The following is a 14,045-nucleotide window of genomic DNA, read 5'->3' as shown; positions in this document are numbered from 1 at the left end:
TTACTTCTCCTGAGGGCTGGCGGTCGGGGGGAAGTCTGCGGTTTCGGTCGTGTGCGCGGCCAGAGTGCGGTCCGCGTTCAGGCGTACGACGATGTGGCGCCGCCAGGCCTCGTCGTCGCGGTCGGGGCGGTCCTCGCGCCAGTGGCAGCCGCGGGTCTCCTCGCGGCGCTGTGCGGCGGCGACCAGGACGCGGGCGACGCACAGGAGGTTGGTGGTCTCCCAGGTGTCGACCCCCGGCTCGGCGGTCTTGCCGTCGTCGGCGAGCGCGCCCGCGGCCTCGGCGTGGATGCGGGCGAGGCGGGCCGCGGCTTCGGAGAGGGAGTCGGCGGACCTGAGCACTCCGGCGCCCTCGGTCATCACGCGCTGGATGGCGAAGCGGGCCTCGGGGGGCAGCAGGGGGTGCGCGGGGGTGTCGGGGTGGGCCGGCGCGGGCGCGGGCACGGGGACCGGTACGGCCGCGTAGAGGGCGGGCAGGGCCTTCTCCGCATGCTGCTCGACGATGTCCGCCGCGATGCGCTCGGCGTAGACCAGGCCCTCCAGGAGGGAGTTGGAGGCGAGGCGGTTGGCGCCGTGGACGCCGGTGCAGGCGACCTCGCCGCAGGCGTACAGGCCCGGCACCGTGGTGCGGCCCCGCGGGTCGGTGCGGACGCCTCCGGAGGCGTAGTGCGCGGCCGGGGCGACGGGGACGGGCTCGGTCACCGGGTCGATGCCGTGGGCGCGGCAGGCGGCGAGGATCGTCGGGAAGCGGTTCTCCCACATCTCGGCGCCGAAGTGCCTGGCGTCCAAGTACATGTGCTCGGCGCCCAGTTCCTGCATGCGCCGCGTGATGCCCTTGGCGACGACGTCCCGGGGCGCGAGCTCGGCGAGCTCGTGCCGGCCGAGCATGAAGCGCACGCCGTCCGCGTCCACGAGGTGGGCGCCCTCACCGCGCACCGCCTCGGAGACCAGCGGCTGCTGGCCCTCCGCGTCGGCGCCCAGGAAGAGCACCGTGGGGTGGAACTGCACGAACTCCAGGTCGCTGACCTCGGCGCCCGCGCGCAGGGCGAGCGCGACGCCGTCGCCCGTCGACACGGACGGGTTCGTCGTCGCCGAGAAGACCTGGCCCATGCCGCCGGTGGCGAGGACGACCGCGGGGGCGTGGACCGCGCCCACGCCGTCGTGCTGGCCCTCCCCCATGACGTGCAGGGAGACACCGGCGGTGCGGCCTTCGGCGTCGGTCAGGAGGTCCAGTACGAGGGCGTTCTCCACGGTCGGTATGCCACGCGCGCGTACCGCTTCGACCAGGGCGCGGGAGATCTCCGCGCCGGTCGCGTCGCCGCCCGCGTGCGCGATGCGGCGGCGGTGGTGGCCGCCCTCGCGGGCCAGCTCGATGTCGCCCTCGGGGCCCGTGTCGAAGTGGGCGCCGGTCTCGATGAGGCGGCGCACGGCGTCGGGGCCCTCGGTGACCAGGATGCGCACGGCTTCCTCGTCGCACAGGCCCACGCCCGCCACGAGGGTGTCGTCCAGGTGCTGTTCGGGGGTGTCGCCCTCGCCCAGTGCCGCGGCGACGCCGCCCTGGGCCCAGCGCGTGGACCCGTCGTCCAGGCTGGCCTTGGTGACCACGACGGTCTTCAGGCCCGCCGCCGAGCAGCGCAGGGCCGTGGTCAGTCCGGCCACTCCGGAGCCGACGACGACGACGTCGGCCTGAAGGGACCAGCCGGGGGCGGGTGCGTGCAGCCGTATTCCGGTGGCACTCATGCGGTGGCTCCGAACGTGAGCGGGATGTTGTCGATCAGCCGGGTCGCGCCGACCTTGGCCGCCACGGCGAGGACCGCCTCGCCGATGTGGCCCGGCTGTACGTCCTTGAAGTCGGCCGGGTCGACCAGCGCGAGGTAGTCCAGTTCGAGCGGGGGCCGGCTGCGGGCCGCCTGGTCGATGACCTGGCGGGCGGCGGCGCGGACGGCCGCGGGGCCCCCGGGCACGGAGGGCGTGACGGACTGGGCGAGGGCGTGGGTGTCGGCAGCCGCGCGGGACTCCCCCAGTGCGTTCAGGGCGTCGGCGCGCGCGTGCGTGACGGGGGCCAGCGCCGCCCGCGCGTGCAGGGCTTCCTGCGCGGCGTGCCGGTCGCGGCCCGCGAACAGGGCCTGGGAGAGCGCGAGTGCGGTGCGCCGCTCGGCCGGGGAGAGATAGCGGTTGCGGCTGGAGAGGGCCAGGCCGTCCTCCTCGCGCACGGTGGGCACGCCGACTATCTCGATGCCGAAGTTCAGGTCGCGCACCATGCGGCGGATGAGGGCGAGCTGCTGGGCGTCCTTCTGTCCGTACAGCGCGGCGTCGGGCCGGGTGAGGTGCAGCAGCTTGGCGACGACCGTGAGCATGCCGTCGAAGTGGCCGGGGCGGGTGGCCCCTTCGAGGAGCGCGCCCATGGGGCCCGCGCTGATCCGGACCTGCGGTTCGCCGCCCGGATAGACCTCGTCGACGGAGGGGGCGAACACGAAGTCCGCGCCTTCCTGTTCGGCGATCTTGACGTCGGCGTCCAGCGTGCGGGGGTAGCGGTCGAGGTCCTCGCCCGCGCCGAACTGGAGGGGGTTCACGAAGACCGTGACCACGACTTCGCCGTCGGCGCCCGCCATCCGGCGCGCGGTGCGGATCAGCGTGGCGTGGCCCTCGTGCAGGGCGCCCATGGTCATGACGACGACCCGGCGGCCCGCGCGCGCACGCGTGCGCAAGGGTTCGGCGGTGTGCACGAGGGTGGTCATCGGGTGCCTCCCCCGGCGTCGCCGGCCGCTCCCCCGCCGCCCCCGCCGCCCCCGCCGTCGGCCAGGACTCCCAGGAGGTCCTCGGCGAGCTCGGGCTTGAGCAGTCCGTGGGCGAGTGCGCGGTCGGCGGTCGCGCGGGCCATCGCCAGATACCCGGCGACGGTCTGCGGGGCGTGCTTGCGCAACTCGGCGACGTGCGCGGCGACGGTGCCCGCGTCCCCGCGCGCGACGGGTCCGGTGAGGGCGGCGTCGCCGGAGCGCAGGGCGTTGTCCAGGGCGGCGCCGAGCAGCGGGCCGAGCATCCGGTCGGGGGCGCTCACGCCCGCGTCACGGAGCAGGTCCATGGACTCGGCGACCAGCGTGACCAGGTGGTTCGCGCCGAGCGCGAGCGCCGCGTGGTAGAGCGGGCGCGCCTCCTCTGCGATCCATTCGGGCTCGCCGCCCATCTCGATGACCAGGGCCTCCGCGGCGAGGCGCAGCTCCTCGGGAGCGGTCACGCCGAAGGAGCAGCCCGCGAGGCGCTGGACATCTACGGGGGTGCCGGTGAACGTCATGGCGGGGTGCAGCGCGAGCGGCAGGGCGCCGGCCCGCAGGGCGGGTTCGAGCACCTGGGTGCCGTACCGCCCGGAGGTGTGCACCATCAGCTGACCGGGGCGCACGGCTCCGGTCTCCGCGAGGCCTTCGACCAGGCTGGGCAGGGCGTCGTCCGGCACGGTCAGGAGGACGAGGTCGGCGCGCTCAAGGACCTGGGCGGGCGTGACGAGGGGGACGTCGGGCAGCAGGGCCGCCGCGCGTCGTACGGAGGCGTCGGAGACCCCCGACGCGGCGACCGGGCGGTGCCCGGCGAGCTGGAGCGCCGCGGCGAGCGCGGGGCCGACACGGCCCGCTCCCACGACGCCCACCGTGAGCCTCGCGGGGCGGTCCCGCGGGTCCGGCTGATGAGGTGCGTTCACGCGATGACGCCTTCCCGTTCCAGTCCGCTCGGGGTACCGGACGATTTCTCGTCATGCTAACGCGATTGGTCCGCGCCGCGTCCTGCGCTGCCCACAGGCTGTGGGTATTCATATGACCGGAGGCCGCCCGCACGCCATGCTCGTGGAATGACTCCACACGACGAAGAAGCCGGGGCGAGCGTCGACGCGAGCGCGGAGGCGAGCACCGAGGTGAGCGCCGAGGTGAGCGCCGACGTGAGCGCCGACCTGAGCGCCGAGGTGAGCGAGCAGGACCTGTTCGCCGCCCGCCGCCGGGCCGCCGCCCTCGGCGCCGACCGGTCCCTGCACCGCTGGTCCGCGCACCTCCCGCTCACCGCACGGCTCTCGGCCCTCGCCGACGCCGCCTCCGAGGTGGTGGCTCCGGACGAGCCCGTCGACATCTACGGCAACGCGGTCGTCGCCCGCCTGGAGGACGAGGTCGCGCGGCTGCTCGGCAAGGAGGCGGCCGCCTTCTTCCCGAGCGGCACGATGGCCCAGCAGGTGGCCCTGCGCTGCTGGGCGGGCCGCACGGGCAACGCGACCGTCGCCCTGCACCCGGACGCCCATCCCGAGGTCCATGAAGGGGGCGCCCTCTCGGCGGTGAGCGGCCTGCGCACGGTGCATCCGACGCGGGAGCCGCGGCTGCCCACGGCCGAGGAAGTGCGCGACTTCGAAGAGCCCTTCGGGACGTTGATGCTCGAACTGCCGCTCCGGGACGCCGGTTTCGTCCTGCCGTCCTGGGAGGAGCTCGAAGAGGTGGTGGAGGCGGCCCGCGAACGCGACGCCGTCGTGCACTTCGACGGTGCGCGCCTGTGGGAGTGCACACCGCACTTCGGGCGCCCGCTCGCGGAGATCGCCGGGCTCGCGGACACCGTGTACGTGTCGTTCTACAAGTCCCTGGACGGCCTGAGCGGCGCGGTGCTCGCGGGACCGCGCACCCTGATCGAGGAGGCGAGGACCTGGCGGCACCGCTACGGAGGGCAGATCTTCCAGCAGTTCCCCGCCGCCGTCGCCGCCCTGCTCGGCCTGAAGAACGTCCTCCCGAAGCTGCCGGAGTACGTGGCCCACGCGCGCGTGGTCGCCGGCGCCCTGCGTGAAGGGTTCGCGGCCGCCGGAGTTCCCTTCTCGCGCGTGCACCCCGAGGAGCCGCACACCCATCAGTTCCAGGTCTGGCTGCCGTACGACTCCAAGGTCCTGACCGAGGCGGCGCTCGCGCAGGCGGAGGAGACCAAGACCCAGCTGTTCAACCGCTGGTTCCCCGACGGGCCGCCCGGCCTCTCGGTCACGGAGGTCACCGTGACCGACGCGGGCCTGGAGTGGACGCCCGACGACGTCAATGATGCGGTCGCGCAGTTCGTGCGGCGGATCCCCGGGTGATGATCCTGACCAGGGCGGCCCGGACCCGTCCGTGGGCGGGGCGCTCTTCCACGACGGCACGGAAGCGGCCGTGGTCGCGCACCTCGCGGATGACCTGCCAGTCCTGCGAGCCGGGGGCCGGAGGGGTGCGCTCGTCGTGCTGGGCGGCGCGGTAGCTGTCGAGAAGGTACTGCTGCGTGATGCTCATGACGGGTTCGCCTTTCACTACAAATAGTACTTATCGGGCACCTCTGGGCCGACGGAGAACAGGGTCGGCGAAAGGGGCTCGGTCAGGTCCGGCGGCGACAGCGCCGTGCGGCCCGATCCTCCGGGCCGTGCGGCCCGGTCACCTCAGACTGCTCCCGCCGTCACGCCGCCGTCGCGCCGATTGACACCGGCCGTCAATCGGCGGCCACGATGTCGGTGGCGCGGTGCACGATGGGTCCATGAGCGTGCACATCGAGATCGCGGGGCTGCCGCAGGAGCGGATCTTCTTCGACCCCTCACCCCTGGCGGAGCTGGGCGTCGCGCTGCACGCACTGGCCGAGCCCGGCCACCATCCGGGGCTGCACGGCTGGGCCACCGCGACCACCGCCTGCCTCAAGCCGGACCTCGCCGACCGGCTGTGCGAGGCGGACTTCCTGTGGCGGAACACGTTCTCGGACGTGTTCATGCCGTTCGCGGGCCTCGTCGACGGCGACGGCAGGCCGGGAGCGACGCTCTCCGACGAGCTCGACCTCCTCGACCGCCTGGACGACGAGCGGTTCGTCATGGCCGCCCTGGAGTTCACCTGCGGCACGACGTACAACGAAGGCGGTCCTTCGCCGCTCACCGACCCCGTCAGGGGCGCCCGCGCCCTGGAGCTCGCCGCCACGCGCGGCACCAGACAACTGGACTTCGCCCGGCGCCTGCTGACCGATCCGCACACCGTCCGGGCCTGGCTGCGCCGCCTCCTGGAGGACTGCGACGAGGCGTTCTTCGCCGACACCTGGCGGCGGGTGCGCGTGCAACTGGCCGCCGACGCACGGCACAAGACGGAGATACTGCGCCACAAGGGCCTCGCCGAAGTGCTGGCCTCGGTGTCCACGGCGCTCTCCGTGGACGAGGACGGCCGCCGCATCACCGCCGACAAGCTCGTGCCGGGCACCACGACGGCCCTGGACCACAACCTGGGCGCGGGGCTCACGTTCGTGCCCTCGCACTTCGCCTGGCCGCACCTGATGGTCCTGCACGCCCCGGGCTGGCGCCCGGTGATCCACTACCCCGTGTCCTCCCCGGACCTGGCAAGGCCCACCTCGGTGGAGACCCTGGAGCGGCGGCTCACCGCCCTCGCCCACCCCGTGCGCCTGCGGCTGTGCCGCGACATGGCCCGCGCGCCCTTCACCACCGGCGAGCTGGCCCACGCGACCGGGCTCACGCCGCCGGAGGTCTCCCGGCACCTCACGCTCCTGAAGAAGGCGGGCCTGGTCACCACGACCCGGCGCGGCCGGTACGTACTGCACCAGCTGGACGTCACCGTGGTGGCCCGCCTGGGCAGCGACTTCCTGGAGGGCATCCTGCGCTGACCGCGCGGCTCCGGGCAGCCGTCAGGCGGACCCGCCGCCCGCCCGCACCAGCCCCGTCTCGTACGCGAGCACCACCACCTGCACCCGGTCCCGCAGCCCGAGCTTGGTCAGGATGCGGCCCACGTGGGTCTTCACCGTGGCCTCCGACAGGACGAGCCGCGCCGCGATCTCGCCGTTCGAAAGGCCCTGGGCAACCAGGATCATGACCTCGCGCTCGCGGTCCGTGAGCCGCTCCAGCTCCTTGTGCTTCGGCTGACCGCCCGCGTTCGGCAGCATCGGCGCGAAGCGGTCGAGAAGACGCCGCGTCGTGGACGGCGCGACCACCGCGTCACCGCTGTGCACCGAGCGGATCGCGGTGAGCAGCTCCCCCGGAGGCACGTCCTTCAGCATGAAGCCGGACGCGCCCGCCTTCAGCCCCGAGAAGGCGTACTCGTCGAGGTCGAAGGTGGTCAGGATCAGCACCTTGGGCGGGTTCGCGTCCTGGCAGATGCGCCGGGTCGTCTCCACGCCGTCCAGCTTCGGCATGCGTACGTCCATGAGCACCACGTCGACCTCGGTCGTCCGCAGCACCTGCAGCGCCTCGACCCCGTCGCCCGCCTCGGCGACGACGTCCATGTCCGGCTGTGCGGCGAGCACCATCCGGAACCCCGTGCGCAGCAGCGCCTGGTCGTCGACGAGCATGACGCGGATCGACATCAAAGGCCCTTTCGTGGATGCGGTTTCAAGAACGAGTCGTTCATGAGCGAGCGGCTGTGTCCATGAGCGTATGGCGTGGACGTATCGGTGACAGGTGTCAATTTGCGGGCTTGAGCGGGAGAAGCGCGCTGATGCGGAAGCCCCCGCCGGGACGCGGCCCCGCGTCCAGCGTGCCGCCGACCATGCCGACGCGTTCGCGCATGCCGATCAGTCCGTGCCCGCTGCCGTCGGCGCCGCCGTCCTCGTACAGCTCGTGCGGCGCGCCCTTGCCGTCGTCCTCGACCAGCAGCCCGAGGCCGTCGTCGAAGTAGACGAGGCGCACGCTCGCGCCGGTGTTCTCGCCGCCGTGCTTGCGGGTGTTGGTGAGCGCCTCCTGCACGATGCGGTACGCCGTGAGCTCGACGCCGCTGGGCAGCGGGCGCGGGGTGCCCTCGACCTTGAAGTCGACGGGGAGTCCCGCCGTGCGCACCTGCTCGATGAGCTCGTCGAGCTGCTCCACGTCGGGCTGCGGGACGTACTCACCGCTCTCCTGGTGCTCGCCGGTGCGCAGCACGCCCAGCAGCCTGCGCATCTCGGCGAGCGCCTGGCGCCCGGTGCCCGAGATGGTCTCCAGGGCCTGCTTGGCCTGCTCGGGGGCCGTGTCGAGGACGTACGCCGCGCCGTCCGCCTGGACGACCATCACCGAGACGTTGTGGGCGACGACGTCGTGCAGCTCACGCGCGATGCGGGCCCGCTCGGCCGCCACCGCGACCTTGGACTGCGCCGCCCGTTCCTTCTCCAGGCGGTCGGCGCGCTCCTCCAGCTGCGCGAAGTAGGCGCGGCGGGTGCGGATGGAGTCGCCGAGCACCCAGGCGAGGGCGAAAGGCACCATCTGGAAGATCGCGAAGAAGATGCTCCCGAAGGTGCTTATGTTCTCCTCGGGCCAGCGCAGCGACGAAAGCGGAGCCGCGCACAGACCGCCGATGAGGGCGAAGCGCGAGGCCCATTTCGTGCCGTCGGCCGACGCCGTGTAGATGATCACCAGCATCGCGAAGTCGGCCGGCATCGTCTCGACGTCGAAGATCAGCTGGGCGACGCCGAGCACCGCGGCCAGGACCAGCATCTTCTCGGTGTACTTGCGGCGCAGCGCCACCACGACGGACATGCCGAGCACGACGACGGAGGCCGCGACCGTCGGGTCGTGGCCGTCCGCGTCGGCCATGGAGACCAGGCCGACGCCGGAGACCCCGAGCAGGACGAGAGCCCAGAAGCCATCGACCCCGGTCGGGTGTCTGCGGAAGAAGTCATAGACGCGCTGCACGTAACCCAGCGTAGGCAGCGCCACGGCCCTCCGGGGTCAACCGGAGGTCCGATCCGTACCCCTCGCATGTACTCCCCAAGGTGGAGGCCCGCTTAGCCTTCTCGCGTGACGAACGAGGTCCGGGGTGAGCGGCAGGACGTGCGGCGTGGCTGGCGGGAGGCCATGGAGAGCGCTCTGTACGGGCCTGAGGGGTTCTATCTGCGCCCCGAAGGACCGGCGGGGCACTTCAGGACATCGGTGCACGCCTCGCCCCTCTTCGCGGGCGCGGTGGCCCGGCTGCTGTGCCGCGTGGACGAGGCGCTCGACCACCCGGACGAGTTGACCTTCGTGGATCTTGGTGCGGGCCGCGGCGAGTTGACCGCGGGCGTCCTTGCCGCGCTGCCCGCCGACGTGGCGCCACGCGCGCGTGCCGTCGCGGTCGAGCGGGCCGGGCGGCCCGCGGGACTCGACCCGCGCGTCGAGTGGTGCGACCGGGCGCCGGGCGGCGTCACGGGACTGCTCTTCGCCAACGAGTGGCTGGACAACGTCCCCTTGGACGTCGTCGAGGTGGACCCCGACGGGCTGGTACGGCGCGTACTCGTCCACGGCGACGGCACCGAATCCCTCGGCGACGAGGTCGAGGGCGCGGACGCCTCCTGGCTGGCGCGCTGGTGGCCGCTGGCCCCGGAGCCCGGCCTGCGCGCGGAGATCGGCGGCCCCAGGGACGAGGCGTGGGAGGCTGCCGCCGCGACGCTGGACCGCGGCCTCGCGGTCGCGGTCGACTACGCGCACACCCGTGCCGCGAGGCCGCCCTTCGGCACGCTGACCGGCTTTCGCGCGGGCCGCGAGACGGCGCCCGTGCCGGACGGCGGCTGCGACATCACCGCCCATGTGGCACTCGACGCGTGCGCGCTGCCCGGCGCGACCCTGCTCACCCAGCGCGCGGCCCTGCACGCCCTGGGGGTGAGCGGTGGCCGCCCGCCGCTGTCCCTGGCCTCCACGGACCCGGTGGCGTACGTACGAGCCCTCTCGCAGGCGGGAGAGGGCGCCGAGCTGACCGCCGACGGCGGGCTCGGCGATTTCGGGTGGCTGACGCAGCCGGTGGGAATCGCGGACCCGCTGAGCGGCTGAACCGGCCCGCTACTTGTCGATCACTTGCCGATCACTTGTCGATGTCGCCGACCACGAAGAACAGCGACCCCAGGATCGCCACCATGTCGGCGACGAGCTGTCCCGGCAGCAGTTCGGCCAGTGCCTGGATGTTGTTGTACGACGCCGAGCGGAGCTTGAGGCGGTACGGGGTCTTCTCGCCCTTGGAGACCAGGTAGTAGCCGTTGATGCCCAAGGGGTTCTCGGTCCACGCGTACGTGTGGCCCTCGGGGGCCTTGAGCACCTTCGGGAGGCGCTGGTTGACCGGCCCCTGCGGGAGCTCCGCAAGCCGCTCCAGGCAGGCGTCGGCGAGGTCGAGGGCGTTGTGGGTCTGCTCCAGGAGCACCTCGAAGCGGGCCAGGCAGTCGCCCTCCTGCCGGGTGACGACCTTCAGGGTGTCCTGGAGCTCCCCGTACGCGAGGTAGGGCTCGTCGCGGCGCAGGTCGAAGTCGACCCCGGAGGCGCGGGCGATGGGACCGCTCACTCCGTAGGCGTGCACCGCCTCCGGGGACAGCACGCCGACGCCGCGCGTACGGCCCCGGAAGATCTCGTTGCCGAGCACCAGCTTGTCGTACACGTCCATGCGGGAGCGGACCGAGGCCACCGCCGCACGCGCGCGTGCGGCCCATCCGGCGGGCAGGTCCTCCTTGAGGCCGCCGACCCGGTTGAACATGTAGTGCATGCGGCCGCCGGAGATCTCCTCCATCACGTTCTGGAGCTCCTCGCGCTCCCGGAACGCGTGGAACACCGGGGTGATTCCGCCCAGTTCGAGCGGATAGGAGCCGAGGAACATCAGGTGGTTGAGTACGCGGTTCAGCTCGGCCAGGAGCGTGCGCATCCAGACGGCGCGCTGGGGCACCTCCATGCCGAGCATCCGCTCCACGGCGATGACGACACCGAGTTCGTTCGAGAACGCGGAGAGCCAGTCGTGCCGGTTGGCGAGCACCACGATCTGCCGGTAGTCACGCGCCTCGAAGAGCTTCTCCGCGCCGCGGTGCATATAGCCGATGACCGGCTCCGCCTGCTGGATCCGCTCGCCGTCGAGGACGAGGCGCAGCCGCAGCACGCCGTGCGTGGACGGGTGCTGCGGGCCGATGTTGAGCACCATGTCGGTGCTCTCCGCGGCGCCGCCGATGCCGAGCGTGGTCTCCGTCGTGGGGCTCATGCGCGCATTCTCTCGTACGCGCGCTCATACGCGACTGTCACGTCGGCTACGTAGGCTTGCGGCATGGAAACGGGGACGGCGGGACCGGCACGGCCGGCGCAGCCGGGACAGCCAGCTGCCGAGCCGGTGTGGACCGGGCTGCCACGAGGGCTGCTGAGAATGCGGCGGCTACTCCTCGTGGTGTGGCTCGTGCCGCTCGCGGCGGGCGTCGGCGTGCTCCTGGGGATCTTCGCCGGGCCCGTGTGGGCGGCCTTCGCGGCCGTCCCGCTGGCCTTCGTGGTCTGGGGCTGGCCGATGCTGGGGCGCAACTGGCGCTCCTGGCGGTACGCGGAACGGGCCGACGACCTCCTGATCAGCCGGGGCGTGCTCTGGCGTGAGGAAACGATCGTGCCGTACGGCCGGATGCAGCTCGTCGAGGTGACGTCGGGGCCCGTGGAGCGGCACTTCGGCCTGGCCAGCGTGCAGCTGCACACGGCCGCCGCCGCCACGGACGCCCGGATCCCCGGCCTCATCCCCGAGGAGGCCGAGCGGCTGCGCGACCGGCTGACCGAGCTGGGCGAGGCCCGCTCGGCGGGGCTGTGACCGGCGTACAGGAGGCGACGGGGGAAGAACACGCCCCCGGCGCCGAGAACGGACGAGAACGGCGTCTGCACCCCGTCACGCCCCTGCGCCGCGCCTGGGCACCGGTGGCGGTCTTCGTCGGCTTCGCCGTGCACGACCCGAACGGCACGCAGCGGCGGGTCTCCGAGCTCCCCGTGACGGTGCTGCTCGCCATGATCGCCGCCGTCCTCCTGGGCGGCGCCCTCTACGGCTTCGTGAGCTGGTGGTTCACGCACTTCTCCGTCACGGACACCGAACTGCGCATCCGTACGGGCCTGATCTTCCGGCGCACCGCGCACATCCGGCTCGACCGGCTCCAGGCGGTGGACGTGACGCAGCCGCTCGCGGCCCGTATCGCGGGCGTCGCCAAGCTCAAGCTGGACGTCGTCGGGACGGAGAAGAAGGACGAACTGGCCTATCTGGGCCAGGAGGAGGCCTCCGCCCTGCGGGCCGAGCTCCTCGCGCGTGCGGCCGGTTTCACACCGGAGACGGCCCGCGAGGTCGGTGAGGCGCCGGTCAACAACCTGGTGCACGTACAGCCGCGCATGCTCGCCATCGCCCTGCTCCTGACCGGCACGACGTGGGCCATGCTCGTCGCCGCGCTCATCGTGCCGCCCCTCCTGTGGTTCGCCACCCACAACCTGTGGACGGTGCTCGCCACCGGACTGCCCATGCTGGGCGGCGCGTTCGCCAGCAGTGTGGGGCGGTTCATCGCGGAGTACGACTGGAAGGTGGGCGAGTCGCCCGACGGCCTGCGCATCGACCACGGCCTGCTCGACAAGGCGCACGAGACGGTGCCTCCGGGGCGGGTGCAGACCGTGCGGGTCGTGGAGCCGTGGCTGTGGCGGCGGCGTGGCTGGGTGCGGGTGGAGCTCGATGTGGCGGGCTCGTCCAACGGCGTCCTGGTGCCGGTCGCGCCCCGGGAGGTCGCCGAATCCGTGATCGCGCGGATCCTGCCGGGCGTGCGGGTGCCGGCCGCCGCCGAGCTGATCCGCCCTCCCGCGCGGGCCGCGTGGTGCCTTCCGGTGTGGTGGAAGGGGTACGGCCTGACGGTGACGGACACGGTGTTCGCCGCGCGGCACGGCCTGCTGCGCCGCCGCCTGTCCCTGGTGCCGCACGCGAAGGTGCAGAGCGTACGGCTCACTCAGGGGCCCTGGGAGCGGTTCAAGGGCGTCGCGGACGTCCAGGTGGACACGGGGGCCAACAAGACGGTGACGGCGCGGCTGCGGCCCGCCGACGAGGCGGCCGCACTGCTCCAGTCACAGGCCGACCGGTCCCGGACGAGCCGCAGGACGGCACGGCCCGACCGCTGGATGGCGTGACGGGCTGAAGCCGTTCAGCCCGTCCGGCGTTCGAGGACGAACTGGCGAAGCCGGTGACGGACGACAACCAAGGCCCAGGGGCACCAAGCCCAGGGGCCCGCCTACGCCCGCAGCGCCGTCCGCAGCTCCGCCACATCGATCTGCTCGGTCTCGTCGTGCGCCGTCAGGTCGATGACCTGGCCGACAGCGCGCTCCGAGCCGTCCGCGGGCTTGAACTCCGCCTCGGCCTCCGCCTTGTGCACGGCGAGTGCCTCCTCGCCCACCACGTCCGCGAGGTCCACGTTCTGTACGGACTCCAGCGCCCCGGCGGCCGCCTCGCTCTTCGTACCGAAGAAGTCGAAGCCTCCCTGGGCACTCTGGCGGCGCCTCTGCGCGGGCGGCGCGACGGCGACCGCGCGCTCATGCCCGCCGTACCCCTCGGCCGCCCCGGGCTTCCCCCGCGCTTCGTCCCCGTCCTCCACGCGCCGACGGGAAGCGTCACCGTCGGGGGAGGGCTTCGGGGTCAGCCGGTCGAGCGCCATGTTCGCCCGGTCGTACAACGACGGAGGCGCGATCGACCCCGGACGCACGACGGGAGCCGGCCGGGTGGTGCGAGCCGGTGCCTCACCGCGGGCCGGGGACTCCGTACGGGTCGGGGCCGGGGGCAGCGCCCGCGCCGGAGCCGATGCCTCGATGGCGAGGAGCCGTCGGCCCTCCAACGCGCTGGCCCGCTCGGTCTCCGCGGTCGCGTAGCGCCGCAGCAGGGCGGCGTGTTCGTTGCGCAGCGCGGCGAGCTCGGCCCGCTTGGAGCGCAGTTTGGTCTCCAGGCGGCCCCGAATCTCGCGGGATTCGTCGAGGTCGGATTCGCACTCGGCTATTCGTTCCTCGTGGCGCCACTCGTCGCTCTTGCGGGCCCGGCCCAGCTCAGCGACCTGTCTGCCGGCCGCCAGGTCCCAGCGGCGCATGACGACCGAGCCCACGACAGCAGCCGCGGCCGCGGCTGCGGCGAGGCCGCGGAGCACGACGGGTTCCGCGAACAGCCAGGCGCCGCCGGCGCAGACAAGAGAGAGACCGGCGACCGTCGAGGGCGGAAGCAGCCTGTGCAAGGGTGGGGAATGGCGGTGACGTCCACGTGGCATGGCCAGAAACTTACCGCGCGTAGGCGAACTCTGGTGCCCCGCCCGCCAAAATGACAGCGCCATAGCTCCGACTCCCCACCCTTGCCGCT

General features: G+C 73.0%; 13 protein-coding genes. 5 read left to right on the top strand and 8 right to left on the bottom strand.

Features of this window, described 5'->3' with window-relative positions; all coding sequences use genetic code 11:
• The 3 genes from ACFUPX_RS19515 to ACFUPX_RS19505 are packed head-to-tail and all read right to left on the bottom strand — an operon-like array spanning position 1 to position 3,688.
• Positions 1-1,737, bottom strand: a complete 1,737-nt coding sequence (locus tag ACFUPX_RS19515; RefSeq protein ID WP_383323596.1) for an L-aspartate oxidase — start codon at positions 1,735-1,737, stop codon at positions 1-3.
• Entirely contained in the window at positions 1,734-2,735 is a 1,002-nt protein-coding gene (panC, locus tag ACFUPX_RS19510; RefSeq protein WP_383323593.1) for a pantoate--beta-alanine ligase, read from the bottom strand. The genes ACFUPX_RS19515 and panC overlap by 4 nt, the downstream gene beginning before the upstream one ends.
• Complete coding sequence (locus ACFUPX_RS19505) at positions 2,732-3,688, bottom strand: Rossmann-like and DUF2520 domain-containing protein (protein ID WP_383323590.1); 957 nt, start codon at positions 3,686-3,688, stop codon at positions 2,732-2,734. Before ACFUPX_RS19505 ends, panC begins: the two co-directional genes overlap by 4 nt.
• A gap of 147 nt (positions 3,689-3,835) precedes the next feature.
• Here ACFUPX_RS19505 and ACFUPX_RS19500 point away from each other — a divergent pair, with 147 nt between their 5' ends.
• Entirely contained in the window at positions 3,836-5,083 is a 1,248-nt protein-coding gene (locus tag ACFUPX_RS19500) for a threonine aldolase family protein (protein WP_383323588.1), read from the top strand.
• Here the strand turns inward: ACFUPX_RS19500 and ACFUPX_RS19495 are convergent.
• Positions 5,040-5,270: a hypothetical protein gene (locus ACFUPX_RS19495; RefSeq protein ID WP_383323585.1), complete on the bottom strand. Its 231-nt coding sequence runs from the start codon at positions 5,268-5,270 to the stop codon at positions 5,040-5,042. The genes ACFUPX_RS19500 and ACFUPX_RS19495 overlap by 44 nt on opposite strands.
• 244 nt (positions 5,271-5,514) lie before the next feature.
• On the opposite strand from ACFUPX_RS19495, the gene ACFUPX_RS19490 reads away from it, so the two are divergent.
• Positions 5,515-6,627: a DUF5937 family protein gene (locus tag ACFUPX_RS19490; protein WP_383323706.1), complete on the top strand. Its 1,113-nt coding sequence runs from the start codon at positions 5,515-5,517 to the stop codon at positions 6,625-6,627.
• Between the two features lie 21 nt (positions 6,628-6,648).
• Here ACFUPX_RS19490 and ACFUPX_RS19485 read toward each other — a convergent pair whose 3' ends face one another.
• Positions 6,649-7,323: a response regulator gene (locus tag ACFUPX_RS19485; protein WP_383323582.1), complete on the bottom strand. Its 675-nt coding sequence runs from the start codon at positions 7,321-7,323 to the stop codon at positions 6,649-6,651.
• A gap of 97 nt (positions 7,324-7,420) precedes the next feature.
• Entirely contained in the window at positions 7,421-8,623 is a 1,203-nt protein-coding gene (locus tag ACFUPX_RS19480) for a sensor histidine kinase (protein ID WP_383323579.1), read from the bottom strand.
• Between the two features lie 162 nt (positions 8,624-8,785).
• On the opposite strand from ACFUPX_RS19480, the gene ACFUPX_RS19475 reads away from it, so the two are divergent.
• Positions 8,786-9,733 (top strand): SAM-dependent methyltransferase, encoded by a 948-nt coding sequence (locus ACFUPX_RS19475; protein WP_383323703.1) that lies wholly within the window; start codon positions 8,786-8,788, stop codon positions 9,731-9,733.
• Between the two features lie 31 nt (positions 9,734-9,764).
• Here ACFUPX_RS19475 and ACFUPX_RS19470 read toward each other — a convergent pair whose 3' ends face one another.
• The gene (locus ACFUPX_RS19470) at positions 9,765-10,916 is read right to left on the bottom strand and encodes an NADH-quinone oxidoreductase subunit D (protein WP_383323576.1); all 1,152 of its coding nucleotides are present in this window, start codon (positions 10,914-10,916) and stop codon (positions 9,765-9,767) included.
• 63 nt (positions 10,917-10,979) lie between these two features.
• Here ACFUPX_RS19470 and ACFUPX_RS19465 point away from each other — a divergent pair, with 63 nt between their 5' ends.
• On the top strand, positions 10,980-11,498 hold the full coding sequence (locus ACFUPX_RS19465; protein WP_383323573.1) for a PH domain-containing protein: 519 nt from the start codon (positions 10,980-10,982) through the stop codon (positions 11,496-11,498).
• A complete protein-coding gene (locus ACFUPX_RS19460; RefSeq protein ID WP_383323570.1) occupies positions 11,495-12,838 on the top strand; it encodes a PH domain-containing protein in 1,344 nt (447 codons plus the stop codon). Before ACFUPX_RS19465 ends, ACFUPX_RS19460 begins: the two co-directional genes overlap by 4 nt.
• A 101-nt stretch (positions 12,839-12,939) precedes the next feature.
• On the opposite strand, the gene ACFUPX_RS19455 is transcribed toward ACFUPX_RS19460, so the two are convergent.
• Positions 12,940-13,956: a hypothetical protein gene (locus ACFUPX_RS19455; protein WP_383323567.1), complete on the bottom strand. Its 1,017-nt coding sequence runs from the start codon at positions 13,954-13,956 to the stop codon at positions 12,940-12,942.
• Between the last annotated feature and the right edge of the window lie 89 nt (positions 13,957-14,045).

Source organism: Streptomyces sp. NPDC057302, assembly GCF_042667685.1.
In the GTDB taxonomy this organism is placed as follows: domain Bacteria; phylum Actinomycetota; class Actinomycetes; order Streptomycetales; family Streptomycetaceae; genus Streptomyces.
This window is presented reverse-complemented; position numbering and strand designations above follow the sequence as displayed.

Coding starts and splice junctions, on each gene's coding strand:
- ACFUPX_RS19515 (WP_383323596.1), bottom strand. CDS start 1,737: ATGAGTGCCACCGGAATACGGCTGCACGCACCCGCCCCCGGCTGGTCC.
- panC (WP_383323593.1), bottom strand. CDS start 2,735: ATGACCACCCTCGTGCACACCGCCGAACCCTTGCGCACGCGTGCGCGC.
- ACFUPX_RS19500 (WP_383323588.1), top strand. CDS start 3,836: ATGACTCCACACGACGAAGAAGCCGGGGCGAGCGTCGACGCGAGCGCG.
- ACFUPX_RS19495 (WP_383323585.1), bottom strand. CDS start 5,270: ATGAGCATCACGCAGCAGTACCTTCTCGACAGCTACCGCGCCGCCCAG.
- ACFUPX_RS19485 (WP_383323582.1), bottom strand. CDS start 7,323: ATGTCGATCCGCGTCATGCTCGTCGACGACCAGGCGCTGCTGCGCACG.
- ACFUPX_RS19475 (WP_383323703.1), top strand. CDS start 8,786: ATGGAGAGCGCTCTGTACGGGCCTGAGGGGTTCTATCTGCGCCCCGAA.
- ACFUPX_RS19470 (WP_383323576.1), bottom strand. CDS start 10,916: ATGAGCCCCACGACGGAGACCACGCTCGGCATCGGCGGCGCCGCGGAG.
- ACFUPX_RS19465 (WP_383323573.1), top strand. CDS start 10,980: ATGGAAACGGGGACGGCGGGACCGGCACGGCCGGCGCAGCCGGGACAG.
- ACFUPX_RS19455 (WP_383323567.1), bottom strand. CDS start 13,956: ATGCCACGTGGACGTCACCGCCATTCCCCACCCTTGCACAGGCTGCTT.